25 protein-coding genes, 1 other RNA gene and 1 pseudogene are annotated in these 22708 nt (G+C 57.8%); 15 read left to right on the forward strand and 12 right to left on the reverse strand.

The features are described 5' to 3' along the window. Positions 1-21 precede the first annotated feature (21 nt). The 4 genes and pseudogenes from AC2FH2_RS08910 to AC2FH2_RS08925 all read right to left on the reverse strand — a co-directional run. Positions 22-1026 (reverse strand): DUF2927 domain-containing protein, encoded by a 1005-nt coding sequence (locus AC2FH2_RS08910; RefSeq protein WP_271949375.1) that lies wholly within the window; start codon positions 1024-1026, stop codon positions 22-24. Beyond that, on the reverse strand, positions 995-2185 hold the full coding sequence (locus AC2FH2_RS08915; RefSeq protein ID WP_271949377.1) for a toxic anion resistance protein: 1191 nt from the start codon (positions 2183-2185) through the stop codon (positions 995-997). Before AC2FH2_RS08915 ends, AC2FH2_RS08910 begins: the two co-directional genes overlap by 32 nt. Positions 2186-2216: 31 nt before the next feature. Then, a complete protein-coding gene (locus tag AC2FH2_RS08920) occupies positions 2217-3131 on the reverse strand; it encodes a 5-bromo-4-chloroindolyl phosphate hydrolysis family protein (protein ID WP_271949379.1) in 915 nt (304 codons plus the stop codon). Positions 3132-3308: 177 nt separating this feature from the next. Then, positions 3309-4115: pseudogene (locus tag AC2FH2_RS08925) on the reverse strand (pseudouridine synthase); the annotation flags it as partial. A gap of 61 nt (positions 4116-4176) precedes the next feature. On the opposite strand from AC2FH2_RS08925, the gene AC2FH2_RS08930 reads away from it, so the two are divergent. Beyond that, a complete protein-coding gene (locus AC2FH2_RS08930; protein ID WP_496823344.1) occupies positions 4177-4632 on the forward strand; it encodes a nucleoside deaminase in 456 nt (151 codons plus the stop codon). A 25-nt stretch (positions 4633-4657) separates the two neighbouring features. On the opposite strand, the gene AC2FH2_RS08935 is transcribed toward AC2FH2_RS08930, so the two are convergent. Together AC2FH2_RS08935 and AC2FH2_RS08940 are read right to left on the reverse strand one after the other, a co-directional pair. Further along, positions 4658-5635, reverse strand: coding sequence for a nuclear transport factor 2 family protein (locus tag AC2FH2_RS08935; RefSeq protein WP_496823345.1), 978 nt, complete (start codon positions 5633-5635; stop codon positions 4658-4660). A gap of 7 nt (positions 5636-5642) precedes the next feature. Next, positions 5643-6335 carry a metal-dependent hydrolase gene (locus AC2FH2_RS08940; RefSeq protein WP_496823346.1) on the reverse strand — a complete coding sequence of 231 codons (693 nt, stop codon included), beginning with the start codon at positions 6333-6335 and terminating at the stop codon, positions 5643-5645. Between the two features lie 58 nt (positions 6336-6393). Between AC2FH2_RS08940 and AC2FH2_RS08945 the strand changes: the two genes are divergently transcribed. Then, positions 6394-7050, forward strand: coding sequence for a ceramidase domain-containing protein (locus AC2FH2_RS08945; RefSeq protein WP_496823347.1), 657 nt, complete (start codon positions 6394-6396; stop codon positions 7048-7050). Here the strand turns inward: AC2FH2_RS08945 and AC2FH2_RS08950 are convergent. Both AC2FH2_RS08950 and AC2FH2_RS08955 read right to left on the reverse strand, forming a co-directional pair. Continuing rightward, complete coding sequence (locus AC2FH2_RS08950) at positions 7041-7604, reverse strand: DUF4202 domain-containing protein (RefSeq protein ID WP_496823348.1); 564 nt, start codon at positions 7602-7604, stop codon at positions 7041-7043. The genes AC2FH2_RS08945 and AC2FH2_RS08950 overlap by 10 nt on opposite strands. Before the next feature lie 136 nt (positions 7605-7740). Next, the gene (locus AC2FH2_RS08955) at positions 7741-7899 is read right to left on the reverse strand and encodes a hypothetical protein (RefSeq protein WP_496823349.1); all 159 of its coding nucleotides are present in this window, start codon (positions 7897-7899) and stop codon (positions 7741-7743) included. 227 nt (positions 7900-8126) lie between these two features. On the opposite strand from AC2FH2_RS08955, the gene gatC reads away from it, so the two are divergent. The 7 genes from gatC to AC2FH2_RS08990 all read left to right on the forward strand — a co-directional run bounded on the left by gatC (position 8127) and on the right by AC2FH2_RS08990 (position 13028). Continuing rightward, on the forward strand, positions 8127-8414 hold the full coding sequence (gatC, locus tag AC2FH2_RS08960; protein ID WP_039536649.1) for an Asp-tRNA(Asn)/Glu-tRNA(Gln) amidotransferase subunit GatC: 288 nt from the start codon (positions 8127-8129) through the stop codon (positions 8412-8414). A 3-nt stretch (positions 8415-8417) separates the two neighbouring features. Then, on the forward strand, positions 8418-9905 hold the full coding sequence (gene gatA / locus AC2FH2_RS08965; RefSeq protein ID WP_496823350.1) for an Asp-tRNA(Asn)/Glu-tRNA(Gln) amidotransferase subunit GatA: 1488 nt from the start codon (positions 8418-8420) through the stop codon (positions 9903-9905). Positions 9906-9944: 39 nt separating this feature from the next. Next, positions 9945-10637 carry a hypothetical protein gene (locus AC2FH2_RS08970; RefSeq protein ID WP_496823351.1) on the forward strand — a complete coding sequence of 231 codons (693 nt, stop codon included), beginning with the start codon at positions 9945-9947 and terminating at the stop codon, positions 10635-10637. Continuing rightward, on the forward strand, positions 10588-11304 hold the full coding sequence (locus AC2FH2_RS08975; RefSeq protein WP_496823382.1) for an N-acetylmuramoyl-L-alanine amidase: 717 nt from the start codon (positions 10588-10590) through the stop codon (positions 11302-11304). The genes AC2FH2_RS08970 and AC2FH2_RS08975 overlap by 50 nt, the downstream gene beginning before the upstream one ends. Before the next feature lie 124 nt (positions 11305-11428). Beyond that, an RNA gene (rnpB, locus tag AC2FH2_RS08980) (RNase P RNA component class A) lies at positions 11429-11844 on the forward strand. A 281-nt stretch (positions 11845-12125) separates the two neighbouring features. After that, positions 12126-12293 carry a 50S ribosomal protein L33 gene (gene rpmG, locus AC2FH2_RS08985; protein WP_007799108.1) on the forward strand — a complete coding sequence of 56 codons (168 nt, stop codon included), beginning with the start codon at positions 12126-12128 and terminating at the stop codon, positions 12291-12293. A 228-nt stretch (positions 12294-12521) separates the two neighbouring features. Beyond that, positions 12522-13028, forward strand: a complete 507-nt coding sequence (locus AC2FH2_RS08990; protein ID WP_185956682.1) for a hypothetical protein — start codon at positions 12522-12524, stop codon at positions 13026-13028. 166 nt (positions 13029-13194) lie between these two features. Here the strand turns inward: AC2FH2_RS08990 and AC2FH2_RS08995 are convergent, their stop codons facing one another. Beyond that, positions 13195-13974, reverse strand: coding sequence for a Bax inhibitor-1/YccA family protein (locus AC2FH2_RS08995; protein ID WP_142636741.1), 780 nt, complete (start codon positions 13972-13974; stop codon positions 13195-13197). A gap of 181 nt (positions 13975-14155) precedes the next feature. Continuing rightward, entirely contained in the window at positions 14156-14365 is a 210-nt protein-coding gene (locus AC2FH2_RS09000; RefSeq protein ID WP_496823352.1) for a DUF1127 domain-containing protein, read from the reverse strand. Between the two features lie 125 nt (positions 14366-14490). Here AC2FH2_RS09000 and AC2FH2_RS09005 point away from each other — a divergent pair, with 125 nt between their 5' ends. Further along, positions 14491-15372 (forward strand): LysR family transcriptional regulator, encoded by an 882-nt coding sequence (locus tag AC2FH2_RS09005; RefSeq protein WP_142636745.1) that lies wholly within the window; start codon positions 14491-14493, stop codon positions 15370-15372. A gap of 7 nt (positions 15373-15379) precedes the next feature. Here the strand turns inward: AC2FH2_RS09005 and AC2FH2_RS09010 are convergent, their stop codons facing one another. Beyond that, a complete protein-coding gene (locus AC2FH2_RS09010; protein WP_496823353.1) occupies positions 15380-16336 on the reverse strand; it encodes an NADPH:quinone oxidoreductase family protein in 957 nt (318 codons plus the stop codon). 339 nt (positions 16337-16675) lie between these two features. Here AC2FH2_RS09010 and AC2FH2_RS09015 point away from each other — a divergent pair, with 339 nt between their 5' ends. The 3 genes from AC2FH2_RS09015 (at position 16676) to AC2FH2_RS09025 (ending at position 19332) form a co-directional block, all read left to right on the forward strand. Next, the gene (locus AC2FH2_RS09015) at positions 16676-17047 is read left to right on the forward strand and encodes a helix-turn-helix domain-containing protein (protein WP_142636749.1); all 372 of its coding nucleotides are present in this window, start codon (positions 16676-16678) and stop codon (positions 17045-17047) included. A gap of 44 nt (positions 17048-17091) precedes the next feature. After that, a complete protein-coding gene (gene hisN / locus AC2FH2_RS09020) occupies positions 17092-17883 on the forward strand; it encodes a histidinol-phosphatase (protein ID WP_496823354.1) in 792 nt (263 codons plus the stop codon). A 114-nt stretch (positions 17884-17997) separates the two neighbouring features. After that, positions 17998-19332, forward strand: a complete 1335-nt coding sequence (locus tag AC2FH2_RS09025; RefSeq protein WP_142636753.1) for an 8-oxoguanine deaminase — start codon at positions 17998-18000, stop codon at positions 19330-19332. On the opposite strand, the gene guaD is transcribed toward AC2FH2_RS09025, so the two are convergent. Next, a complete protein-coding gene (gene guaD, locus AC2FH2_RS09030) occupies positions 19329-20618 on the reverse strand; it encodes a guanine deaminase (protein ID WP_496712847.1) in 1290 nt (429 codons plus the stop codon). The genes AC2FH2_RS09025 and guaD overlap by 4 nt on opposite strands. 140 nt (positions 20619-20758) lie before the next feature. Here guaD and mgtE point away from each other — a divergent pair, with 140 nt between their 5' ends. Together mgtE and AC2FH2_RS09040 are read left to right on the forward strand one after the other, a co-directional pair. Continuing rightward, positions 20759-22153, forward strand: coding sequence for a magnesium transporter (gene mgtE, locus AC2FH2_RS09035; RefSeq protein WP_496823355.1), 1395 nt, complete (start codon positions 20759-20761; stop codon positions 22151-22153). Then, entirely contained in the window at positions 22150-22707 is a 558-nt protein-coding gene (locus tag AC2FH2_RS09040; RefSeq protein ID WP_142636757.1) for a 5-formyltetrahydrofolate cyclo-ligase, read from the forward strand. Before mgtE ends, AC2FH2_RS09040 begins: the two co-directional genes overlap by 4 nt. The last annotated feature ends 1 nt before the right edge of the window (position 22708 follow it).

A 22708-nucleotide genomic window follows, 5' to 3' on the forward strand; every position in this document is an offset into this window, starting at 1 on the left:
TGGGGTCTCCTTATCTTGGGCTCACAGCTGCTGGCCCATCAGTTCGCGCGCAATGATCCGCACCACGGGACGCGCGTCTTCGACAGCCACGCCAGGCTCAAGACGCGGGTCATAGAGCATTGTCAGTAATTTCTCGTCATGGCTGGTCAGGAGCGCAAATTCATCGTCATCATTAAAGATGGATGGTCGCGCAGCGTTGCTGTCATTGGAGAGTCCCAGCCCCTGCGCCATTTCTTCGTGGATGCAACTGCGCCGCAGCATATCAGGCAATTCAGCACGGATCAGCACCACCGCCCGAACAAACCGGTGCAGGGACCGGTTGGTCGGAGAGGCGATGACAAAACAGTCAATATTTGAACGCGGGTTTGCAACCAGGTCAAGTAATGGCTGATCGATACCCGGCACAAGCTGTTTCAGGCGGGAGACCACGTATGCACTGTCATCCTTTCCCGCGAAAAAGACATGGAAATTTGCCTTGCGGGTAACGACAGACATCGGATGACCGGTCACTTTGGACAGCCGCGCGGTAAAGGTCTCGACCTGTTTGGCATCCTTTGCCCGCATTTCGGGGGACACGGACGGGGCGAATTCTGTCTGAACACGGATGGGGGCGGACCATCGGCTAAGCTGGCCCTCGGTCGAGTATGTGGTCGCGGTGACGGCGTGATCTGGATACTCGTTGAAAAAGGCAATCGTCTCGAAATTGCGCTCCAGATCGCTGGCATCATAGGGTGTGTCCGGCCCGCCGCCATCGCTGCGCAGCATACCACGCGTCAGCAGGTCACGTTCTACCCGCTGATAGAACCGCGCAAGATCCTGACTGGCCGCAGATGGAGGTACATAGGCATTAGGGGCAGGCGCTGGGGGGGCTACGGGGCGCGGTTGAGGGGCAACCGAAGACGTCAGGGCCTCGTCGCAGTTGGCCAGCGCCAGCAATGCGACCAGACCCAATACAGGCTTCAGATATCCCTGTGACCGCACCTTCAATCCACCATTAGCCCGGAACAGCTGTTCCGGCGTTGTCACCGATACCGTCCTTGCGCGCTTTGGCTGCGGCCAAAGTGTCGCGCAGTTCGGTTTCCATCTTCTGCAGCTCTTGCTCGGCAGCGGCGCGTTTGGCCTTGCCTTCATCCGCAATCTCCAGGCTTTCATTAATGGTTCCGATCAGATCGGCATTGGCCTGTTTTACGGCCTCGATATCAAAGACACCGCGCTCCATTTCCTGACGGATCACCTTGTTCGACTCGCGCAGGTTGGCGGCATTCGCAGTCAGAAGGTCGTTGGTTAGGTCATTCGCATCGCGCACGGCGGCGGCGGCCTCGGCGCTGCGCTGAATGGTGACGGCTTGTGCCAGCTGGGTTTCCCAGAGTGGCACGGTGTTCACCAGGGTCGAGTTGATCTTGGTCACCAGGGATTTGTCATTTTCCTGAACCAGACGGATCGAGGGCAGCGACTGCATGGTGACCTGCCGCGTCAGCTTCAGATCATGCACCCGGCGTTCCAGATCATCGCGGGCAGCACGCAAATCGCGCAGCTCCTGCGCTTTCATCACCTGATCCTCTTCGGGAGCGGCCTGAACCTCGGCCTCTTTCTGAGGAATGTCCTGACTGTCCAGTTCGTTCAGCTTCTCTTCGCCGGCCGCGATGTAAAGCGCCAGCTCATCATAAAAGCCCAGCGTCTTTTCATACAGGATGTCCAGGGACTTGATGTCCTTCAACAGCGTATGTTCATGCGAAAGCAAGTCATCCGTGATCCGGTCGATCTGGCCTTGAACCTGTTCGTATTGGGCGGTGAACTTGGCGAACGGGGCGGCCTTGCCCAACAGTTTTTCCCACCAGCTACGCTCGCGCCGCACGTCGAGTTCGCTGACCGAGAATCCACGGATCGTGGTCACGATATTACGCAGGCTGTCACCTGCCGGACCGACATCCTTGTTGCGGACATCCGCCAGCATCGCCTGGCTGATTTCCTGCAACTCGGCCTGCGCACCCGAGCCGAAGGACACGATGGAATTCGTGTTCCCCATGTCGATCTCGCCCATGCGTTTACGAATTTCAGCACCTACAGGCTCGTCGGCCTCTTTCAGAAGGACAACTTCCGCCGTGGGGTCGGGCAGGGCTACGGCGGTCACTTCCTGTACCAGCGTTTCGGCTTCGACTGCCTTGTTCTTTACTTCCTCGGACATGGGGTAATCCTCTCTGTATACTTTGGGCCGGTCAGTCCAACCGAACGCCTTCGCGCTGCAACCGTTCGCGCAGCACGTCAATTTCAACCGTCAGATCGCTGCGGTCATCCAATAGCATCTTACGGGTCCTGGCAGAGAAATTCTGTTCCAGGTCATCCAGTAGAGACGAGTAATTCTGCAGCGACTGTGCATCACGTGTTCTGGCATAAACATCCGAGAATTTGACCGTCGCGTCACGGGCACCCTGCAGATAGACGGTCAGGTATTTTCTTGCTCCGGCCAGATCGCGCGGGTCTTCTTCGACGGTGCGAAACAAATCGCGGGCAGTTTCCTGAAATCGCTCGACCCGCGCTTCGATCCGGCGGTCCCCAGCACGTTTGATGGCGTCGGTCATTTCGGTCAGATGCGCCTCAGCGTCTTCGACTACCCGTGCGACACGGTCCTGCTGAAAGGTATCGATGCCTTCCATGCCTTTGTCTGACATAGGGTCCAGGCCGAAGGAAACGGAATGCAACACAGCAGCGGCGGTGCCGAATAAAACTGGGGCGATGAGGCTGGCGTCAGACACGGTTGCCGCATCGAGAAACTCGGATCGGTATGAGGCCAATCCAGCCCCAAGGCCGGTCAGAACGCTGGAAAATATCTTGCGGGGAATTGCCGGGCGCCGGGCTGTGCGCCGCGCGTTATAGGCCGCTTCGGCCCGCAACCCTTCGCGCAGCAGAAAGGCCGCCCCGGTCAGCAAACCAGCGGCAATCAGGCCAATGGTCATCCCGATTGCACCGTCGTTCAGCGACAGAAACACCAATGGAACAGCCGGGATAAACAGGATATTAGCCCGTGCTCCAGCTGGTTCTACGCGCGCGCCATCAAACTGACCGCGCGCCGGTTGATCTGTCGACGAATCTGAGTCGTTTGGGCTGTATTTGCCGCCAAAGCGTTTGGCCATGTGCTTACAGCCCTCCCAGTAACCCGGTGCAGACGCCGAACAACAGAACCAATAAGGCCACGTAAGCCAGTTTTTGTACTCCGGACCCTGACATGATGCTCCCTGAGTTTCTCTTTGCGGAAAACTTAGGGGATGCGCGGCCCCGGCGCTAGGGGGAAGGTTACCTAACCCTTATCATTTGCGAGATTTCTTGCCGATCGGAGGCCGTTTGCGCTGTGGCCGTGCAGGGCGTTTGGCCGGAGCCTCGGGCTCAGCCTCAAGACCAAGCTGATCACGCATGACCCGGCGGCGAATTTCCTCGACCTCTCCGGGTTTCAGTTTGCCCAACTGAAACGGGCCGTACGAGACGCGCAGCAACCGGTTCACGGCAAAGCCGATATCTTCGATCGCGCGGCGGATTTCGCGGTTTTTACCTTCGCGCAGGCCAATGGTCAGCCAGGCGTTTGCGCCCTGTTGCCGATCGAGTGTTACGTCCATCGGTTGGAACCGTTCACCCTCGATCACCAGCCCCTTTCGGAGCGGCGCGAAATCCTCGTCTTTTGGACGCCCGTTTACACGGACGCGGTATCTGCGCAGCCATCCGGTGGCAGGCAGTTCCAGCTTGCGCTTGATGCCGCCATCATTTGTCAGCAACAGCAACCCTTCCGAGTTCAGGTCAAGCCGCCCGACGCTCATGACGCGGGGCATGTCCTCGGGCAACTTGTCGAAGATCGTCGCGCGGCCTTTTTCGTCCTTCGTCGTCGTAACCAGACCGGGTGGCTTGTGGTACAGCCAAAGACGTGACGGTTCCGGCTCGGACACCGGCTTGCCGTCGACGGTGATCTTGTCTTTGGCGGTAACGTTCAGCGCGGGGCTGTCGATGGTCTTGCCGTTCACAACCACACGACCTGCTTCGATCATGCGTTCCGCTTCCCGGCGCGAGGCGACGCCAGCGCGGGCAAGGACTTTGGCGATCCGGTCGCCTGGAGGAGGGGTATTAGTCATTTGCAGCCCATAGCGCATCCCGCCGCCTTGCGAAAGGCAGGTTTCTGATGCAGTCAGAGGCATGGAGTTCAGATCGTACATGGATATCGCGCTTGAGCAGGCGCGCGAAGCCGGTGAACGCGGCGAAGTTCCGGTAGGGGCTGCTATCGTGCTGGGCGACCGGGTTGTCGCCGTGGCAGGCAATCAGACACGCGAGTTGAACGACCCAACCGCACATGCCGAGATACTGGCCCTGCGCGCCGCCTGTGCTGCGACCGGATCGGAACGCCTGATTGACCACGACATCTATGTCACACTGGAACCCTGCGCGATGTGCGCCGCGGCTTTGGCCGCGGCTCGTGTTCGGCGGATCTATTTCGGGGCCTCTGATCCCAAATCGGGTGGGGTAGCTCACGGGGCGCGTGTGTTTTCCCATCCACAGTCGCACCATAAACCCGAAGTGTTTGACGGTATTGCCGCCAAGGATTGCGAAGCCCTGCTGCGCGAATTCTTCACCAAAAAGAGGGCCAGTAAATAATCTGGGTTGGGACCGGCCTGCGGTGCTAGGGTTCGGCCCAGACCACGCGATAGACCGTCTGTGGCCCACCGAACCCCTTTAGTTGAGCCGAAATCGGAGCGCTGAACTGCAGCCCGGCGGTCGCGCCCAGCAGCAATCGGGTAACGTCGGTGACAAGAATTTCATTCGCGCCACAAAGGCCAGTCACCCGTGCGGCCTTATTGACCACCGATCCAAAGAAATCCTCGTCCCGCTGAATGACATCGCCGGTATGAATGCCAACCCGAAGACCCAAGGGTATATCCGACTGTAGGGCCGCATTTTCCCTTTGGAATTCGGTCGCCGCTTGGATCGCGTCGTGGACAGAGGAGAAGATCGACATCGTGCCATCCCCAAGTGATTTGACCAGTCGGCCGCCATGGGTGTGAATCAGGTTTTCAGCCAGATCGAAATGGCTGGATATGAGCGCGGTCCATTTGTGATCTCCGACCTGACGCGTGATTTCAGAAGAACCCGCGATATCAGTAAACATGACCGAAGCCGCGCCCTCTTGTTGATCCTGAGTGAATTCCTGCCGAGCTGCCGCGATCAATGCGTTCAGCGCTTCATGCTCGATCCCGATTTTCTCCATGTTCGAAGTCGGGTTGGAGACATGCATCTGGATCATCTTCCAGACACCGTTTTCCAGATGCAATACAAAGGTGAACCTATGGAGCGTGGCTTTGCCGTTTGATGTGAATGCAAGTGTTGCTTCGCAATGGGCCCATCCTATGTCACCGCATTCAAACGCCTCGAGCGAATGTTCGTCCCAGCTGAAATCCGGAATTTCGCGGGTGTGGTCGGCAAAGCCCTGGCGGAACACCTGTCCGGACCAGCTTTCGCCATCTGCCGACCCCTGATACCGCAGATGTTCAGATGACGAGAGCAGGTTCATCAGCGCGGCGCGATCCTTGAGGCGAACCGCATCATTCCAGCGCCGTATGACGGCGACCAGTTCTGGAGAGGGTGTTACCGCGTTACTCATCAAGCGGCTACAGCTTGATGGCTTGCATCAGCTGCGGTTCGATCACCTCGACACCCGGCAAACCGTCCGCCAGCACCTGCGCGGATTGTTCCAGAATCGGGAAGGTCTTGTAATGGCAGGGAATCACGGTTTTGAAATTGAAATAGCGCTTTGCAGCATAGGCGGCGCCTCTCATGTCCATGGTAAAGTGGCCCCCTGCGGACAGGATACCAATATCGGGATTATAGTAATCCCCCATCCAGTCCATATCGGCCATGATATCGGTGTCGCCCGAAACATAGAGCATGTGCCCCTCGGATGAGATCATGAAACCGACCTCGCTGCCGCCGGTTCGCAGCCCGTCTGGGGTCGAAAATGTCGAGCTGTGCGAGGCGGGTACCATCGAGACCATAACACCGTTCAGGTTGACCGTGCCGCCTTTGTTGAAGCCGACTGTTTCCAGACCCTCGGCTTCGCTCCAGTACCCCATTAGGTCATACTGACCGACCACGGGGACGTTCAGATGTTTGGCCAATGAGACAACGTCAACAACATGATCGAAATGCGTGTGTGTCAGCAGGATATGTGTCGCGCCTTCCAAAGCAGCGTCATGCTGATCTTCAGGCAAAACGGGGTTGCCGGTCAGCCAAGGGTCGATCAGAAGAACCTGTCCTGCTGTTTCAATGCGAAAGCTGCCATGCCCAAGCCAGATGATATTCATGAAAAGCACTCCCAAATGAACTGTTGGCAGCAGACTAGCATCGGGTATGTGAAATTTCATGGATTGGTTTCGGGAAATTGACAGTTATTGCGAGCGCTTATCGCCTGCCTATTGGGCAGAGCCGATAAATGCGGTTACGAATGCCGCCTTTTTGATTGCGGCTTTCATTATGTGGCGGCGGGTGCGCGGGCCGGGGATGCCATTGGCAAAAATGCTTGTGGTTATCCTGGTCGGCATCGGAATTGGCAGTTATTTGTTTCACACCCATGCACAGGTCTGGTCCGCGTTGGCGGATACAGCACCCATCCTGCTTTTTATCCTGACCTATATTTTTGCAATGAATCGCGACGTCTGGCAGTTGCGGCCGCTTTACGCGGGGATCGGCGCGGCCCTGTTTGTGCCATATGCCGCTTTGACGATTCCGGTGTTCCAACTGATTCCGGGTCTGGGCGGATCGGCCGCCTATGCTCCGGTGCCGCTATTGATCCTGATTTACGCCGTCCTGTTGTCGAAATGCCTGCCTGATATCGCCCGCGGGCTGGCGACCGGCGCAGTGATCCTGATCGTGTCAATTACCTTTCGCGCTTTGGACGCACCGATTTGCACGCAGTTCCCGACTGGCACGCATTTTCTGTGGCACATCCTGAACGCCACGATGTTGGGCTGGATGATCGAGGTCTACCGCAGGCACCTAAGCCGTGCGTCTCAGGCCTGAAACGCAGCAGCCAGTTCTGCCGGCAGGTCAAATTCGGCCAGAACCCTGGTGCGTGCATCGGATGACATCTTACGCGCGGTTTTCTCGACAATGCTGAGGATTTTTTCCTGCGAGTGCTTTGCGGCGAAGGGAGCGAAATACCATTTGAGGAACACAAAACAGGCCACATCTTCCAGCGCCTGCACCTCGATGTCACGTTTGATACCCTGCTTGCGCACCATGCGTCCGGCGTCTTGGATTTCGTTTTCTTCAAATCCGCACTGCTTCATCAAGGTCATGACGGTTTGCGCATGGTGTTCGCCCTGCGCCTTGCGCCAAGCCAGATACCCGGCGCGCCCTTCGGGATATTCACTTCGGGCCAGCTTCCAGCGTTCAACATGTTGCCCGCGTGCGGCGATCTCAAGCGAGTTCGATGCATCGGGAAAAAGCCTGGCCAGTTCAGCGCTCATGCGTTGTCCGTAAAGCAACGCTGCGGGTTGGCCGTTCTCTAAGGTTGGATCTTGGGTGTTGGCTGCGTCGATTGCGTCCAGGACTGCCTGTTTTCGCGCGCTCATTCTATGCTCCGTGGCCTTGCCGGAAATCCGGCGGTGTGTTCGGACGCATCGTAGCGAGTCGGCAAATCAAACGCAGCAGTCAAATGCGAAATTCCGGGTCGGAGAGGGGGGATCCGACCCGGACGAAGTTGTGGCGTCAGTTACCCAGCTTCGTTTTGTCCTGTGTAACTGGTTCGGAAACCTGATCGGGGAAAGACAGGTCGCGGGTTAGCGAACCCATGGAGGGTCCGAATGCCTGAGCTTGCGTAGCAAGAACAGTAGTGGCCAACACAAATGCGGTCATGAGCGTTTTCATCATCTTACTCCAGTTAGTGGCTGTGCCATGCTGTAAGAAGTGAACGGCGCAGTTCACTTTTTCAAGGCGAATTCTGAACTAATTGGTTTACTTTTGTGCATAGGCGCTATGCATTTTTGTATGGCTAAGCCACCTCCTTGCATAGAAGGGGCAGAACAACCGCCTGCTACCCTTGCGACCGAGGCATCAGACAGGTAAATGCCCCCTGACGCATATGAGGTTTTCCGATGTCGATTGACCAAAGCACCGCCGCAAAGGTGGCCAAACTGGCCCGGATCAAGGTCGAGGATGACGCGCTGCCTGCGCTGGCATCCGAGTTCAACACCATTCTTGGGTTCATCGAACAGTTGAATGAAGTGGATGTCGACGGTGTAGAGCCGATGGTTTCGGTCGAACCGATGCGCCTGAAGCGCCGCGAGGATGTGGTCACCGACGGCAACCAGCAGGACAAGGTTCTGGCCAATGCCCCCGACGCACGCGAAGGTTTTTTCGCAGTCCCCAAAGTGGTGGAGTAAGACATGAGCGATCTGAACAAACTGGGCCTGGCCGAAGCCCGCGACGCCCTGCGTGCCGGTGATGTCACCTCGGTCGAGCTGACCGAAGCCTGCTTGACCGCCATTGATGCAGCAGATGCGCTGAACGCTTTTGTTCATAAAACCCCCGAGATCGCGATTGAACGTGCCAAGGCAGCGGACGCGCGCATCAAAGCGGGTGATGCGCCGTCGATGTGTGGCCTGCCGATCGGCATCAAGGACCTATTCTGCACCAAGGGCGTGCCCTCGCAGGCAGCCTCAAAGATTCTTGAAGGCTTCAAACCTGAATACGAATCTACCGTTTCGCAGCAACTGGCCGACGCGGGTGCCGTGATGCTGGGCAAGCTGAACATGGACGAGTTTGCCATGGGCAGCAGCAACGAAACTTCGGTCTATGGCAATGCGGTCAGCCCGTGGCGCCGTGGCAATGACGACGCACAGCTGACACCGGGCGGGTCCTCCGGCGGATCGGCTTCGGCGGTGTCAGCTGATCTGTGTCTGGCCGCCACTGGCACCGATACTGGCGGCTCGATCCGCCAACCAGCGGCTTTTGTCGGGATTACTGGCATCAAGCCGACCTATGGCCGGTGTTCGCGCTGGGGCATCGTGGCCTTTGCATCCTCACTGGATCAGGCCGGGCCGATGACCAAGAATGTCCGCGACGCGGCGATCATGCTGGAAACCATGTGCGGTCATGACCCCAAGGATTCCACCAGCGCCGAGTTGGCCGTCCCGAATTTCGAGGCCATGCTGACCGGCGACATCAAGGGCAAGAAGATCGGTATCCCCAAGGAATACCGGATGGACGGCATGCCCGCCGAGATCGAAAAACTCTGGGCAGATGGCGCGGCGATGCTGAAGGACGCAGGGGCCGAGATCGTCGACATTTCGCTGCCGCATACCAAATACGCGCTGCCCGCCTATTACGTGATTGCGCCTGCCGAGGCGTCCTCGAACCTGGCGCGCTATGATGGTGTCCGCTATGGCCGCCGCGCGCAGTTGGGGCAGGGCGACGGCATCACCGAGATGTACGAAAAGACCCGCGCCGAGGGCTTTGGTCACGAGGTGCAGCGCCGGGTGATGGTCGGGACATATGTTCTGTCGGCGGGTTTCTATGACGCCTATTACAACCGCGCCCGCAAGGTCCGCACGTTGATCAAGAAAGATTTCGAGGACGTTTTCGCCGCCGGTGTTGACGCCATCCTGACCCCGGCCACGCCTTCGGCGTCGTTCGGTCTGGGTGAAATGACCGAGGCGGATCCGGTTCAGATGTATCTGAACGACGTCTTTACCGTGACGGTCAACCTTGCTGGTTTGCCGGGCATATCGGTTCCTGCAGGTCTTGATTCTCAGGGTTTGCCGCTTGGTCTGCAGCTGATTGGCCGTCCATGGGACGAAGGCGATTTGCTGAACACGGCCTATGCGCTGGAAAGCGCTGCGGGCTTTGTGGCCAAGCCGGGGAAATGGTGGTAATCCTCTGATCAACAAGACAACGTAGAACGGAGCAGCTGGATGCGCTTTTCGATTCTGATCTCTGCAATCGGGTTGATGGCCGCCTGTAACACGGTGGCCCCGGTTCAGGGTGCAGGGTTCAACACCCCGACTTATCAGGCGCAAAGAGAAGCTGAGCTGGCAGGGCAGGGCGGCACCGGAAGCCCTCTGCCGGAACCCTATGAGGTCTCGCAACAACCTCTGGGGTCGCCCACATCGGGCGCGGATGGTGCTGACCTGGCCACGGCCACTGCTGCAGCGCTTGCAAGCACCTCGACGCAGGCGACCGCCGCTTCAGCATCGGTGCGGACTGCGAGCAACAGCGGCATCTCTGACGAACAGGATTTTGCTGCGGTTTCTGAACGTCGCAGTATCGAAACCGATGCTGCTCGAATCGAACAGAACAGCCAAACTTATGAGGTTGTCGCCCCAACCGCGGTTCCGCAACGCGGAGCGGATGGTCAGCCAAACATCGTCCAATACGCGCTGAGCACATCCAATCCGGTCGGTGCCCAGCTTTACAGCCGTGCAGGGTTCAACCTGCAGGCCAAGGCACAGCGGAATTGCGCGAAATTCCCATCGGCGGACCAGGCGCAGATCGAGTTCCTGTCAAATGGCGGTCCCCAGAAGGACCGCAAGGGGCTGGACCCTGATGGCGACGGATATGCTTGCGGCTGGGATCCCAGCCCGTTCCGCAGTGCCGTCAAAAACTGATCCAAAGCCCATCTGGCACCCATCCCCCAATTTCGGAGATCGCCGGGATGGGCTGACGCCGTCATTGATCGTTTTGCACTACACCGCAATGGACAGTGCACAGGCTGCGCTGGATCGCTTGTGTGACCCGGCCTTCGAAGTCTCTGCGCATTACCTGATCGGTTCCGATGGCACGCTTTGGCAAATGGTGCGCGAAGAGGACCGGGCCTGGCACGCCGGGGCAGGAGAGTGGCGCGGGCGAACCGATATCAATTCGCGTTCGATTGGGATAGAACTGGACAATCTTGGCACCCATCCTTTTCCCGAACCTCAGATGACCACGCTTGAGTGGCTTCTGGCCCGTATCATGGCCCGATGGGCGATTGCACCGGACGGGGTTATCGGCCATTCCGACATGGCTCCGGGGCGCAAGGTCGACCCCGGCCCGCGCTTTCCCTGGCAACGGCTCGAACATCTCAATCTTGCTGGCCAACGTGGCCAGGATGACGGCCCGCAAGAGGCCTCGATGCCGCTGTTCCGTGCGTTGGCGCAACAGATGGGCTTTTCGCCCGAAACGGACGACGACACGCTGCTTGCCACCGTGCGTCTCAGATACCGCCCTTGGGCCAAAGGCCCGTTGGAACCTGCGGATTTCACCCCGCTCGGCCATGCGGCGCTCTGGACCTGATCGGCTTTTCATCAGGCCCAAAAATATCTCGGGGCTGAATTGACCGCAGGCCAAGAAGGGGCTGCCCCTTAACGCCCTATCGACCCTTGACGCGGCCTGACACTGCGCATACCCACGTCTCCGCGCGGAGGGCCGGATGGCCGCTGGGGTGCAAGCCCGAGAGGAAAGTCCGGACTCCACAAGACAACGGTGCCGGGTAACTCCCGGGCGGGGCAACCCGACGGAAAGCGCCACAGAAATCAGACCGCCACGACGTGTCGAAGGTTCGCCTCCGGCAAAACGTGGTAAGGGTGAAACGGTGGGGTAAGAGCCCACCGCGCCCCTGGCAACAGGGGTGGCACGGCAAGCCCCACCGGGAGCAATGCCAAATAGGGTCCCCACGCGGGCAGGTCGGCGTCCGCCGATACCGCCGCTAAGTGCGTCTTGGCCGAGAGGGACCGGGTTGGCAGCTTGAGCCGTGCAGCAATGCACGGCCTAGAGGAATGGTCATCGAAGGGGGCAACCCTGGAACAAGATCCGGCTTACAGGCCCTCCGCGCGTTAATATTGCTAAGACGAATCGCGTTGTTCCACAGGTGGGTCACGGCTGGAGTCATCCTTTGATACAGGTCTTGCTGTGGCTGCTGAGCTGGCATCCCTTGTGGCCGAAATGGCCGCGTAAAGGTCTGCGATAAGCTGGGGGCAGGGACGATCTTGTGTTTTGATGAAATCTGCGCCGATCTACCCGAATTCAGGTTGACTCGGCTGCATGACCGGGTAAAAGCGCACGCTCATAGGAATTCAACCGAAAGGCCCCTGCCTTTTCGGACGCAGGAGATAACCATGGCGAAGCCGACGACAATCAAGATCCGTCTGAACTCGACCGCGGGCACGGGCCACTTCTATGTGACCAAAAAGAACGCGCGCACCATGACCGAGAAAATGACCGTTCGTAAATACGACCCGGTCGTTCGGAAGCATGTCGAGTACAAGGAAGGCAAGATCAAGTAATCTGCCGTCCTGCTTGGACAGAATGACAAGGGTCCTGTTTCGACAGGGCCTTTTTCGTTTGCGCGACGATGTTTCATACCTGAATCTATCGGCTCAAGGCAGCCGGAGCGCGCTTGGAGGCCGTTGCAGCTAAGCATCAGCAGCCGAGGCATTCGTTTGCCCGCTGGGTTGCTTTTTGGAATGTATTGCAACTACGCTTGAGCTAACCGTTCCAAAATGTTGGCCGTCATGAAAAAAATCTTGTTATCCACAGCAACTATTCTGGCTCTCGCAGCCTGTGAAGACCCCTATAACCGCGAGGGTGTTGGCTTTACGGGCATTGATGGTGAGCCGCGGAGCATCAGCGAAGTGCCGGGTGCGGCGGCGTTTGTTCCAGAGTCCACCAATGTTCCGGCAGAGTTGGCAGAGCTGCCCCCGGTCCGAGTTTCAACGGACGAGACCGATCCGGGTAAAATTGCACGTGTTGCAATAGAAAATGGCGCGCGCAGCGATACCAGCGCAGTAGTCGTTTCTGGCTCAGATACAAACCTGTTCCTGAGCACTGTTGAAGTGAACGGAACGCTTTTCGGCGTCGTGCGTACCGAAAATAGCCGCACCAGGGTTCCGAATACGATTGGTGCAAACTTTGGTACTGGCGCCGAACAATTCACTGGCTGCTTGCCTGTCGGCGACGTTTATCGCAAAGGTTCAGAAAAGCGCAGTTCCGGATTTGCTGTTCAGTTGAACTGCAGCTAAAGTTTCGTTCGCTTTCAATTCCAAGGCCTCGTCATCAGGACGGGGCCTTTCTTTTTGGGAGCACGTGGCGAGGAGCTGACCGCAGGGCGACCTGCTGCAGGCCGCAAAAGAAAAGGGCGGGTCGTTTCGGACCCGCCCTGTTTATTTGCTGCTGTAATGCGGTGTGCTACTCTTGTTGCCCCATGAACATCAGCAAGAACTGGAACATGTTCAGGAACGAGATATAGAGGCTCAGCGCGCCGTCTATAGCCGCTTTGTTCAGCCATTCCTGGTCACCATGTGTAGCATGCGCAACGTAGGTGTTTTTGATGTCCTGTGTGTAGAACGCCGTCAGGCCAGCAAAGATAATCACTCCGATTGCCGAGATCGCGAACATCATCGCAGGCGATTGCAGGAACATATTTATGACCATCGCCACCAGCAGGCCGATCACACCCATAATCAGGAATGTGCCCATGCCGCTTAGATTGCGCTTGGTGGTGTAGCCAAACAGGCTCAGACCAGCAAAGGCAATCGAGGTCACAATGAACGTCTGCGCGATCGAGTAAGGAGTGTAGATCATGAACACCGAGCTCATCGAAACGCCCATAACGGCCGCGAATACGAAGAAACCCAGTTGCACCGCCGCAGCCGACCCGCGCCGCATCAGCGCGCCCCAGCCAAAGATCAGGAATGCCAGCGGTGAGAACATCACTATCCATTTCAGCGGCGACAGGAACAGGGTGCCGCCCAGGCTGGTCAGATAACGATCAGCGCCGATCTGAGCAACTGCGTTGCTTGGATCTGAGGTCACGGCAAGGCCAGCAATAGCCCAGGCCGCGAGTGCCGTAATCAGCATGCCCACGGACATTGTGCCGTAGACTTTGTTCATATGGGCGCGCAGGCCCTCGTCAATCTGGGCAGCGCGCGTACCGGTCGCCGTCCGGATCGTGTCAAATTGTGCCATTAAAAGGTCTCCCTCCACATATTCTTTTTGCGTCCCGATGTCAGGCCGCGCTCCTCGCAAATATCGTCAAGTGCGGGCTGTGTTTCAAGGGTTTAACGTGGGAAACAGGCTAAAACACGCAACAAAAATGGCGGCTTCGAGGTGTCAGCCGCCATTCAGTGGTAAAAGTAGTGGATTAGGTTCATTTTTGCCAGAATTCCGGAGCTTCCCATATGCGGCGTTTTGCTTCGGCTTCGGCCTCTTCACGGGTAATGCCGATATCGAGAAGGGCGCGGTCGTCCAATCTGGCGAGCTGACAGCGTTGGCGCCGTAGCGATAGCGCATCCAGAACAGAAGTGAGCTTAAAGCGCTGCCGTGGCTTGCAATATGTTGAAGCTGTGATTTGCGTCATAGCCTTGTCCTTTCGGTTTTGCTGATGTGTTGTGCCTATTGCATCAACTTCCTTGATTTATATGGAGGGCTGTGACACATTTTGAAAATGAATATTATTGAACACATCCATAAGGAATCGTGAAGATGCGAAATCTGGACATCACCACTCTCCGCTCCTTTGTGGCAGTTGCCGATCAGGGTGGCGTGACGCGGGCAGCCGGTTTCCTGCACCTAACACAATCTGCCGTATCGATGCAGCTAAAGCGGTTGGAGGAGCTTTTAGGTCTGGAGCTGCTGGACCGAAGTGGCAGAACCATCGCGCTGACAGCGTCGGGCGAACAGCTTTTGGCCTATGCCAGACGCATGATCTCGTTGAATGACGAGGTGATGTCCAAGCTGACGGATCAGGCCTATGAGGGCGAGGTCGTTCTTGGTGTGCCGCATGATATCGTCTATCCGGCGATCCCCCGGGTGCTGCAGAGATTCAACGCGGATTTCCCACGCGTCCGTGTGCAGCTTATCTCCTCCTATTCGCTGCAACTGAAGGATATGTTTAAGCGCGGAGACTGCGATTTGATCCTAACGACCGAGGCGACAGTGGGGCAGGGGGCCGAGACGATTGCCGAGCTTCCTTTGCGCTGGATTGGTGCGCCGGGCGGGTCTGCCTGGCGAAAACGCCCCATTCCGCTAGCGCTTGGGCGTCGGTGTCTGTTCAGGCCGCAGGTCATTGCTGCGCTGGATGCGGCTGGAATTCCCTGGGAGCTTTCGGTGGAAACCGAAAATGACCGTACTATCGAGGCAACCGTCAGCGCCGATTTGGCGGTTCATGCCATGCTCGAAGGGACAGAGGCCGCACATCTTGCCCAGATCGATTCGGGTGGCGTCCTGCCCGAGCTTCCTGCGCATATGATAAATCTGTATGGCGGCGAAACTGGCCGCGGGGCCGTGGTTGAGGCGTTGGCGACGCTGGTGCGCCAGAACTTTCGTTTGCTTGGGGGGGTGCCGCTCAAAGCCGTTGTCGGTTGATCATCCCTTAAGGGGTTATGACAACTTTCCCGGTGGCCGTCCTGTCGCGCAGCATGGCCAGTCCGCGTTCGGCTTCGGACAGGGGCAGGACATGGCTGATATGCGGTTTGATGCGGCCCTCGCTATGCCAGCGAAACAGCGTTTCAAAGCTGTCCGTCACAATCTGAGGTCGAAACTTCAAGTAGCCGCCGATGTAGAGCCCGATGACTGTCAGGTTCTTGACCAGTAGGTGGTTGGCCGGAATTTGCGGCACCTCACCGCCCGCAAAGCCAATGGGCAGGATGCGACCTTCGGGGTTGGTCGCGCGAAAGGCGGCTTTAAACACATCGCCACCGATCGCGTCATATACGACATCCGCGCCTCCCAATGCCTGGACACGGGCGCGGAGATCTTCGGATGCGTCGATCAGATGATCGGCCCCGGCCTTCTGTGCCACCTCGAGTTTCTCACTGCCGCGCGCCTGCGCAATAACCGTGGCGCCCATAAGCTTGCCGATCTCTACCGCCGTCAGGCCGACGCCACCTGCCGCACCGGTCACCAAAAGGGTTTCGCCGGGCCTGAGCCGCGCACGATGATCCAAGGCAATATGACTGGTGCCATATGTGATCTGAATTGCGGCGGCGTCTTCAAAGCTCATAGAGTCAGGGATTGCGATTGCACGATCGGCGTCGAACACTCCGAATTCAGCGAGGCCACCCTGGCCGGAATAGACAGCGACACGGTCACCCGGGTTCAGGTGGCGTACATTGTTTCCAATTTCGCGAACAATCCCTGCGACTTCCATGCCCAAGGAAAAGGGCGCCACCGGGGTGTCCTGATACGTCCCCTTCTGCATAAGGAGATCCGCAAAATTCAAACCGCAGGCTTTGATTTGAATGCAGACCTGGCTGTCGCCGGGTTCTGGCAGGTCAATATTGCAAAGCTGGGCCTTGGCCCCGTTGGTCTGGATATGAAACGCCAGCATGATTTGGCTCCGTCTTTTCGGGCATAGGTCAGTGCTGTCGTGGTCTTGTCAATCTGTTACCCTGCTGAAGACCCCGTTAATCCGGTGTTGATCAGGTGATTGTTTTCAGATCGGAATCAACGTGTGCGCGGTATTCACAACACAACTATAAACCATTGTTTGTGGAATCAGATTCAACCTTCTTGAAAAAAGCGCCAAAAAACGTAATAGTGCGCTATGGTGCTGATTTGGGGGGCATGTTCCAAATTAGGGAGTGGTTAAGTAGGGCTCGCTAATGTTGCGGTAACAAAGCATGTTGCGCACCCGTTTCAGTTGTGTGTGTAAGGGAGGATAGTACCAATGACCCATCACGTCGATGTCCATGTGGGCAAACGCGTCAGGCATCGCCGCTGGCTGATTGGCATGACCCAACAGCAGTTGGCACAGCAAGTTGGTATCAAGTTTCAGCAAATCCAGAAATATGAAACCGGTGCCAATCGAATCAGCGCGTCTCGTCTTTGGGACATTGCCGAGGCATTGGATGTTCCGGTCAGTTTCTTCTTTGAAGGCCTGGAAGAGGTCGAGAAAGGAAGCTCGGATAAGAAATCGGTTCCTGCAGACCTTATGGGCGACAAAGAAGCCCTGGATCTCGTCCGCTCTTACTATGCCATACCGGAAAACCAGCGTCGCCGCCTGTTCGAGCTTGCGCGCGTTCTGAGTGATGTTGCCTGATTTCACGGGTTGACTCTGATCCTGACGAAACGCACGGGTAGCGTATGGATAAGATGTCGCTGAGTGATCTTGAAGTAGCTGAAGAAATGGCCGACGCGGCGCGTGCGGCCATTCTTCCTTTTTTCAGGCAGTCTAATCTTGAGACTTCAAATAAGCTGGATCAGGGATTTGATCCGGTCACTGTCGCCGACCGCGCAGCTGAAAAAGCTATGCGCGCGGTTTTGGCCCGACATCGGCCCCAAGATGGAATCTTTGGCGAGGAATATGGGCAGCACGAGGGGCAAAGTGGCCGAACCTGGGTTCTGGATCCGATCGACGGCACCCGAGGGTTTATCAGCGGGACACCGACATGGGGGGTTCTGATTGCGCTTAGCACGCAGGACGGGCCAATCATGGGGATCATCGACCAGCCGTATATCGGGGAACGCTTCATCGGCTCGGCGGATATCGCGCGAAGCCATGGTCCTACGGGCGATATGTCCCTGAAGACCCGTTCAACACCTTCTCTGGACCAGGCGATTCTGTTCACGACCTTCCCCGAGGTCGGCGCGTCGGAAGATCGTGCCGGGTTTGAGGCTGTGTCACAGCACGTACGCCTGGCCCGCTATGGAATGGATTGCTATGCTTATGCTCTGCTTGCAGCGGGTCAGGTGGATTTGGTGATCGAAGCAGGTCTGAACGCCTATGACATTCAGGCGCCAATCGCCGTGATTCATGCGGCTGGCGGTATCGTCACAGACTGGCAAGGCGGCCCCGCCCATAATGGCGGTCGGGCTCTGGCGGCGGCAAACCCGCAGATCCACGCGGCGGCGCTGGAAATCCTGCGCAACTTCTAAAAACTGTTGCGGCGGACTGGCGGGCCGATTAGCCTTAATCCGGCTGGTTCTTGTGCCCGTTTTCCGCCAGCTTTTGCACTCCATGCATGAAACGGGCGATGCAAGGAGAGCAAGATGACTGATATCCTCATCAAAAATGTAGACACGATCCTGACCATGGATGACCAGCGCCGAGAACTTTCTGGCGCGGATATTCTGATCCGAGATGGACAGATTGAACAGATCGGCCATGGGTTGCAGGCGAGCGCTGAGATCCATGATGCAAGCGGATGTGTGGTTACGCCCGGCCTCGTGAACACGCACCACCATCTGTACCAGACCCTGACCCGCGCCGTTCCTGGCGGACAGGATGCGCTTTTGTTCGGATGGCTGAAAACGCTCTATCCGATCTGGTCGCGATTTGGCCCCGAAGAGATGTTCGTATCCGCCCAGATCGGTTTAGCCGAGCTGGCGTTGACGGGATGCACGCTCAGTTCCGACCACTTGTATCTATATCCGAACGGTGCGCGTCTGGATGACACCATTGCTGCGGCTGCCGAGGTTGGCCTGCGGTTCCACCCAACACGTGGCGCTATGAGTATTGGTGAAAGCGATGGTGGCTTGCCGCCGGATTCACTGGTCGAGGCCGAAGCAGCTATTCTCGAAGACATGATGCGTGTGGTCGACGCCTTTCATGACCCGTCAGAGGGTGCAATGTGTCGGGTCGGGCTGGCCCCGTGTTCGCCGTTCTCGGTCAGTCGCGATTTGATGCGGGACACGGCCATTCTGGCCCGCGACAAGGGCGTCATGCTGCATACCCATCTGGCCGAGAATGACGAGGATATCGCCTATTCGCAGGAACAATTCGGCTGCCGCCCCGGTCAATATGCCGAGGATTTGGGCTGGACCGGCTCAGATGTCTGGCACGCCCATTGCGTGAAACTGGACGGGGCAGAGATTGATCTGTTTGCACGGTCCCGTACAGGCGTGGCGCACTGTCCCTGTTCGAACTGCCGGTTGGGCTCGGGGATTGCCCCTGTACGGTCGATGCGAGATCGCGGCGTGCCTGTGGGTCTTGGCGTCGATGGGTCGGCCAGCAATGACAGCGGCAATCTGATCCTCGAGGCGCGGCAGGCTATGTTGTTGCAGCGCGTCGCAAGCGGTGCCGATGCCATGTCCTCTCGCGAGGCGCTTGAAATTGCCACGCGGGGTGGGGCGGATGTCTTGAACCGACCTGATTGCGGCCGTCTGGCTATCGGTAAGCGTGCCGATATAGCCATTTGGGATACGCGCGGCATCGAAAGCGCGGGCAGTTGGGATCCGGCAGCCCTGTTGCTTGCCGGTCCGACGAGGGTAAAGCACCTGTTTGTCGAAGGCCGTCAGATCGTGCGGGACGGGCAGATCGCAACGCTGGATCTGCCCCGGGTGATTGAACGGCAGAACCGATTGGCCCTTGCCTTGCAATCCTAGGTCCTGACAGGTTGACCTGCGATCCAAACCTCGGCAATCGCCCTGTCATCGCCCATCATGATGGTGGGAAAGATGGCCTCCCACAAATCATCGGCGCAGGCCTCGCGTTGCGCGATGGCCGGGGTTGAGGCGAGATCGAGCACGATCAGGTCGGCCTCCATTCCCGGGGCGATATTGCCGATGCTGTCATCCAGCCTCAGCGTTCGGGCCGACCCTACGGTGCCCAGCCACAGCAGTTGCGCGGCGTGCAGCGGGGTTCCGCGCAGCTGTCCGATCTCATAGGCCGATGCCATCGTGCGCAGCATCGAGAAACTTGAACCGCCACCAGTATCCGTTGCCAGACCAACCCGGTGTCCGTCGCGCATCAACCCTGCCATGTCGAACAGTCCTGACCCGATAAAGGTGTTTGAGGTCGGACAATGGATCAACGCAGCGTCGACCTCACGCAGTCGGTCGCGTTCACGTGCCTCAAGGTGGATGACGTGGCCATACAGGCCGTTGGGGCCCAGCAGGCCGAACTTTTCATAGGTGTCCAGATAATCGCGGGCGTCGGGAAACAGCTCGCGTACCCAGGCAATTTCATCAGTCTGTTCGCTGAGATGGGTTTGCATCAGGCAATGGGGATGCTCTGCCCATAATGCGCCCATGGCCTCTAGCTGTTCGGGTGTGGAGGTGGGTGAGAAACGCGGCGTAATCGCATAGGACAGGCGGTCGATCCCGTGCCATTTCTCAAGCAAGGCCTGGGACTGGTCATAGGCGGTTTGCGCCGTATCCCTCAGACCATCGGGCGCGTTACGGTCCATGCAGGTTTTGCCCGCAACCACCCGTTGACCGCGTTGTTTGGCCGCAAGGAAAAAGGCATCAACACTCTCGGGATGGATGGTGCAATAGCTGCACATCGTGGTGGTGCCATGTGCCGCTGTCAGGTCCAGATACCGGTTGGCAATCTCAGAGGCATAGGCTGCATCGCCGAATTTCATCTCTTCGGGGAAGGTATAGGTGTTCAGCCAGTCGATCAGGCGTTTGCCCCAACTGGCGATCATGGCGGTCTGCGGATAATGCACATGCGCATCAACAAATCCTGCAAGGATCACGTGCTGACCATGATCCACGACTTTTGCCTCGGGGTGGGCGTTGTTCAGACTGTCGGCATCCGATACGCTGGAAATCCGACCGTTTTCGATCAGAACCGCTTCGCTGATTTTGACAGCCTCGGTCGGTTCGCCCTCGAACGGGGTGCCAGTGAAACTCAGGACACGCCCTTTCAGCAGCGTTTTTTGCGCCATACTCATTCATCTCCGCCTGTCTGGGACTGCGAAACAGCATAGGGGCAGGAAAGTTGTCGGTAAATCGGCGCATTGTCATTGTTTTCCGGTAGCTGCTTCTTCTATTTAGGGGCCAATGGGCGAACAGAGCGGGGGCAGATATGACAACAGGTATTAACGAACCCGTAAGTGACCCGACTTCTGATGATGACGCTTATGCACTGGATCGTCGAACGGTAGCATCCATTCTGTATGCAGTTGATGTTGATGACCGCGATAAGCTGGTCGAATTGATGGACCCGCTGCACGCTGCCGACATCGCCGACCTTCTGGAACAGATCAACCCCTATGACCGCACCCGGTTGATCCGTCTGTATGACAAAGAGTTCGACGGCGATATTCTGTCTGAACTGGACGAAGGTGTCAGGGAAGAAGTTATTGAAGTCCTGCGTCCCGATGTTCTGGCGGATGCCGTACGCGACATGGAAAGCGACGATGTCGTCGATCTGCTGGAAGACCTTGAAGAGCCGCAGCAAGAAGCCATCCTGGGTGCGCTGGAGGATTCCGAACGGATCGCGGCCGAACAGGCGTTATCCTACCCGGAAAACTCGGCCGGACGGCTTATGCAACGCGAAGTCGTCATGGCGCCCGAGCATTGGACAGTTGGGCAGGCCATTGACTTTATGCGTGCCAATGACGGACTGCCAGAACAATTCTACCATTTGGTTCTTGTTGATCCGCGGTTGAAGCCAACAGCACAGGTAACACTGGGCAAACTCATGGCCACCCGGCGCGAGGTGCCTCTGCACGAAATTGCCGAAGAAGAGTTCTATACCATTCCCGTCGATCAGGATGAAGAGGACGTGGCCTATGCGTTCAATCAGTACCACCTGATCTCGGCCCCAGTGGTGGATGGTGACGGACGGCTTGTTGGTGTGATCACCATTGATGACGCGATGGTGGTGCTGGATGAGGAATACGAAGAGGATATGTTGCGCCTAGCCGGTGTCAGCAACGAAAGCTCGCTGTCCGACAGTGTGGCCGCGACCAGCAGGCGACGCCTGCCGTGGTTGGCGGTCAACCTGTGTACTTCGATCTGCGCCTCGCTGGTGATTTCCCAATTCGAGGCGGCGATTGATCAGTTGGTGGCATTGGCCATTCTGATGCCGATTGTGGCCTCGATGGGGGGCAATGCGGGGACACAATCGCTGACCGTCGCAGTGCGAGCCCTGGCAACGCGCGACCTGACAGGTGCGAACGTAATGCGGGTGATCCGACGGGAACTGCTGGTGGGCATGTTGAACGGGCTGTGTTTTGCCACCGTTCTGGGCGTGGTGGGAATGTATTGGTTCGGCTCGCCGTTGCTGGGTGTCGTGATTGGCTCCGCTCTGGTCGTGAACATGGTGATCGCAGGCTTTGCAGGTACGGTAGTACCGGTCGTGCTGGACCGGATGGGTGTTGACCCGGCGCTGGCGTCAGGGACCTTTGTGACGACAACGACGGATGTCATGGGATTCTTTATCTTTCTTGGGCTTGCCAGCGTGGTGCTATTGTGACCGATCTGACCGAAATCAAAGCTGCCGCGCGCAAGGCGGCCTTTGCCCGGCGCAAATCTGCGTTTGATGCAAATCCGCCCGGTGCCGCCGGGCGACTGTCTGAAATTCTGGCCGGGCACCGCGGAGTACCCCTGTCGGGTTATATGCCCATCCGGACCGAGAGTGACCCGCTGCCCGCCATGGCCGAGGCGTCCGCTTATGGCCCGGTTGGTGTGCCGGTTATTCAGGCGGCCGGGCAGCCGTTGAAATTCTCTCGCTGGACGCCCGAAGGCAGGCTGAAGGATGGTCCGTTTGGCGCCAAAGTGCCCGAGGTCGATGACTATTTCGATCCCGAAATTCTGATCGTTCCGCTGGTGGCATTCGATGCAAATGGGGGGCGTCTGGGTTATGGGGGTGGGTTCTATGACCGGACATTGGAAGGGCTGCGCGCGAAACGCCCGACTCTGGCCATCGGTTTTGCCTTCGATGCGCAAGAAGCAGACGGGCTGCCGCTGGAATCGACGGATCAGCCGCTTGATATGGTAGTAACTGAAAGCCGTGTGTTGACCTTTTAAC

It is taken from the genome of Ruegeria sp. YTSA105, assembly GCF_059610225.1.

Excerpts from the sequence above, each read along its gene's own strand:
- AC2FH2_RS08945 (WP_496823347.1), top strand. The coding sequence starts at position 6,394 with ATGGATTGGTTTCGGGAAATTGACAGTTATTGCGAGCGCTTATCGCCT.
- AC2FH2_RS08970 (WP_496823351.1), top strand. The coding sequence starts at position 9,945 with ATGCGCTTTTCGATTCTGATCTCTGCAATCGGGTTGATGGCCGCCTGT.
- AC2FH2_RS09005 (WP_142636745.1), top strand. The coding sequence starts at position 14,491 with ATGCGAAATCTGGACATCACCACTCTCCGCTCCTTTGTGGCAGTTGCC.
- AC2FH2_RS08920 (WP_271949379.1), bottom strand. The coding sequence starts at position 3,131 with ATGGCCAAACGCTTTGGCGGCAAATACAGCCCAAACGACTCAGATTCG.
- AC2FH2_RS08915 (WP_271949377.1), bottom strand. The coding sequence starts at position 2,185 with ATGTCCGAGGAAGTAAAGAACAAGGCAGTCGAAGCCGAAACGCTGGTA.
- AC2FH2_RS09000 (WP_496823352.1), bottom strand. The coding sequence starts at position 14,365 with ATGACGCAAATCACAGCTTCAACATATTGCAAGCCACGGCAGCGCTTT.
- guaD (WP_496712847.1), bottom strand. The coding sequence starts at position 20,618 with ATGGCGCAAAAAACGCTGCTGAAAGGGCGTGTCCTGAGTTTCACTGGC.
- AC2FH2_RS09015 (WP_142636749.1), top strand. The coding sequence starts at position 16,676 with ATGACCCATCACGTCGATGTCCATGTGGGCAAACGCGTCAGGCATCGC.
- hisN (WP_496823354.1), top strand. The coding sequence starts at position 17,092 with ATGGATAAGATGTCGCTGAGTGATCTTGAAGTAGCTGAAGAAATGGCC.
- gatA (WP_496823350.1), top strand. The coding sequence starts at position 8,418 with ATGAGCGATCTGAACAAACTGGGCCTGGCCGAAGCCCGCGACGCCCTG.
- gatC (WP_039536649.1), top strand. The coding sequence starts at position 8,127 with ATGTCGATTGACCAAAGCACCGCCGCAAAGGTGGCCAAACTGGCCCGG.
- AC2FH2_RS08975 (WP_496823382.1), top strand. The coding sequence starts at position 10,588 with ATGCTTGCGGCTGGGATCCCAGCCCGTTCCGCAGTGCCGTCAAAAACT.
- AC2FH2_RS08950 (WP_496823348.1), bottom strand. The coding sequence starts at position 7,604 with ATGAGCGCGCGAAAACAGGCAGTCCTGGACGCAATCGACGCAGCCAAC.
- AC2FH2_RS09025 (WP_142636753.1), top strand. The coding sequence starts at position 17,998 with ATGACTGATATCCTCATCAAAAATGTAGACACGATCCTGACCATGGAT.
- AC2FH2_RS08955 (WP_496823349.1), bottom strand. The coding sequence starts at position 7,899 with ATGAAAACGCTCATGACCGCATTTGTGTTGGCCACTACTGTTCTTGCT.
- AC2FH2_RS08990 (WP_185956682.1), top strand. The coding sequence starts at position 12,522 with ATGAAAAAAATCTTGTTATCCACAGCAACTATTCTGGCTCTCGCAGCC.
- mgtE (WP_496823355.1), top strand. The coding sequence starts at position 20,759 with ATGACAACAGGTATTAACGAACCCGTAAGTGACCCGACTTCTGATGAT.
- AC2FH2_RS08940 (WP_496823346.1), bottom strand. The coding sequence starts at position 6,335 with ATGAATATCATCTGGCTTGGGCATGGCAGCTTTCGCATTGAAACAGCA.
- AC2FH2_RS08935 (WP_496823345.1), bottom strand. The coding sequence starts at position 5,635 with ATGAGTAACGCGGTAACACCCTCTCCAGAACTGGTCGCCGTCATACGG.
- AC2FH2_RS09010 (WP_496823353.1), bottom strand. The coding sequence starts at position 16,336 with ATGCTGGCGTTTCATATCCAGACCAACGGGGCCAAGGCCCAGCTTTGC.
- rpmG (WP_007799108.1), top strand. The coding sequence starts at position 12,126 with ATGGCGAAGCCGACGACAATCAAGATCCGTCTGAACTCGACCGCGGGC.
- AC2FH2_RS08995 (WP_142636741.1), bottom strand. The coding sequence starts at position 13,974 with ATGGCACAATTTGACACGATCCGGACGGCGACCGGTACGCGCGCTGCC.
- AC2FH2_RS08930 (WP_496823344.1), top strand. The coding sequence starts at position 4,177 with ATGGAGTTCAGATCGTACATGGATATCGCGCTTGAGCAGGCGCGCGAA.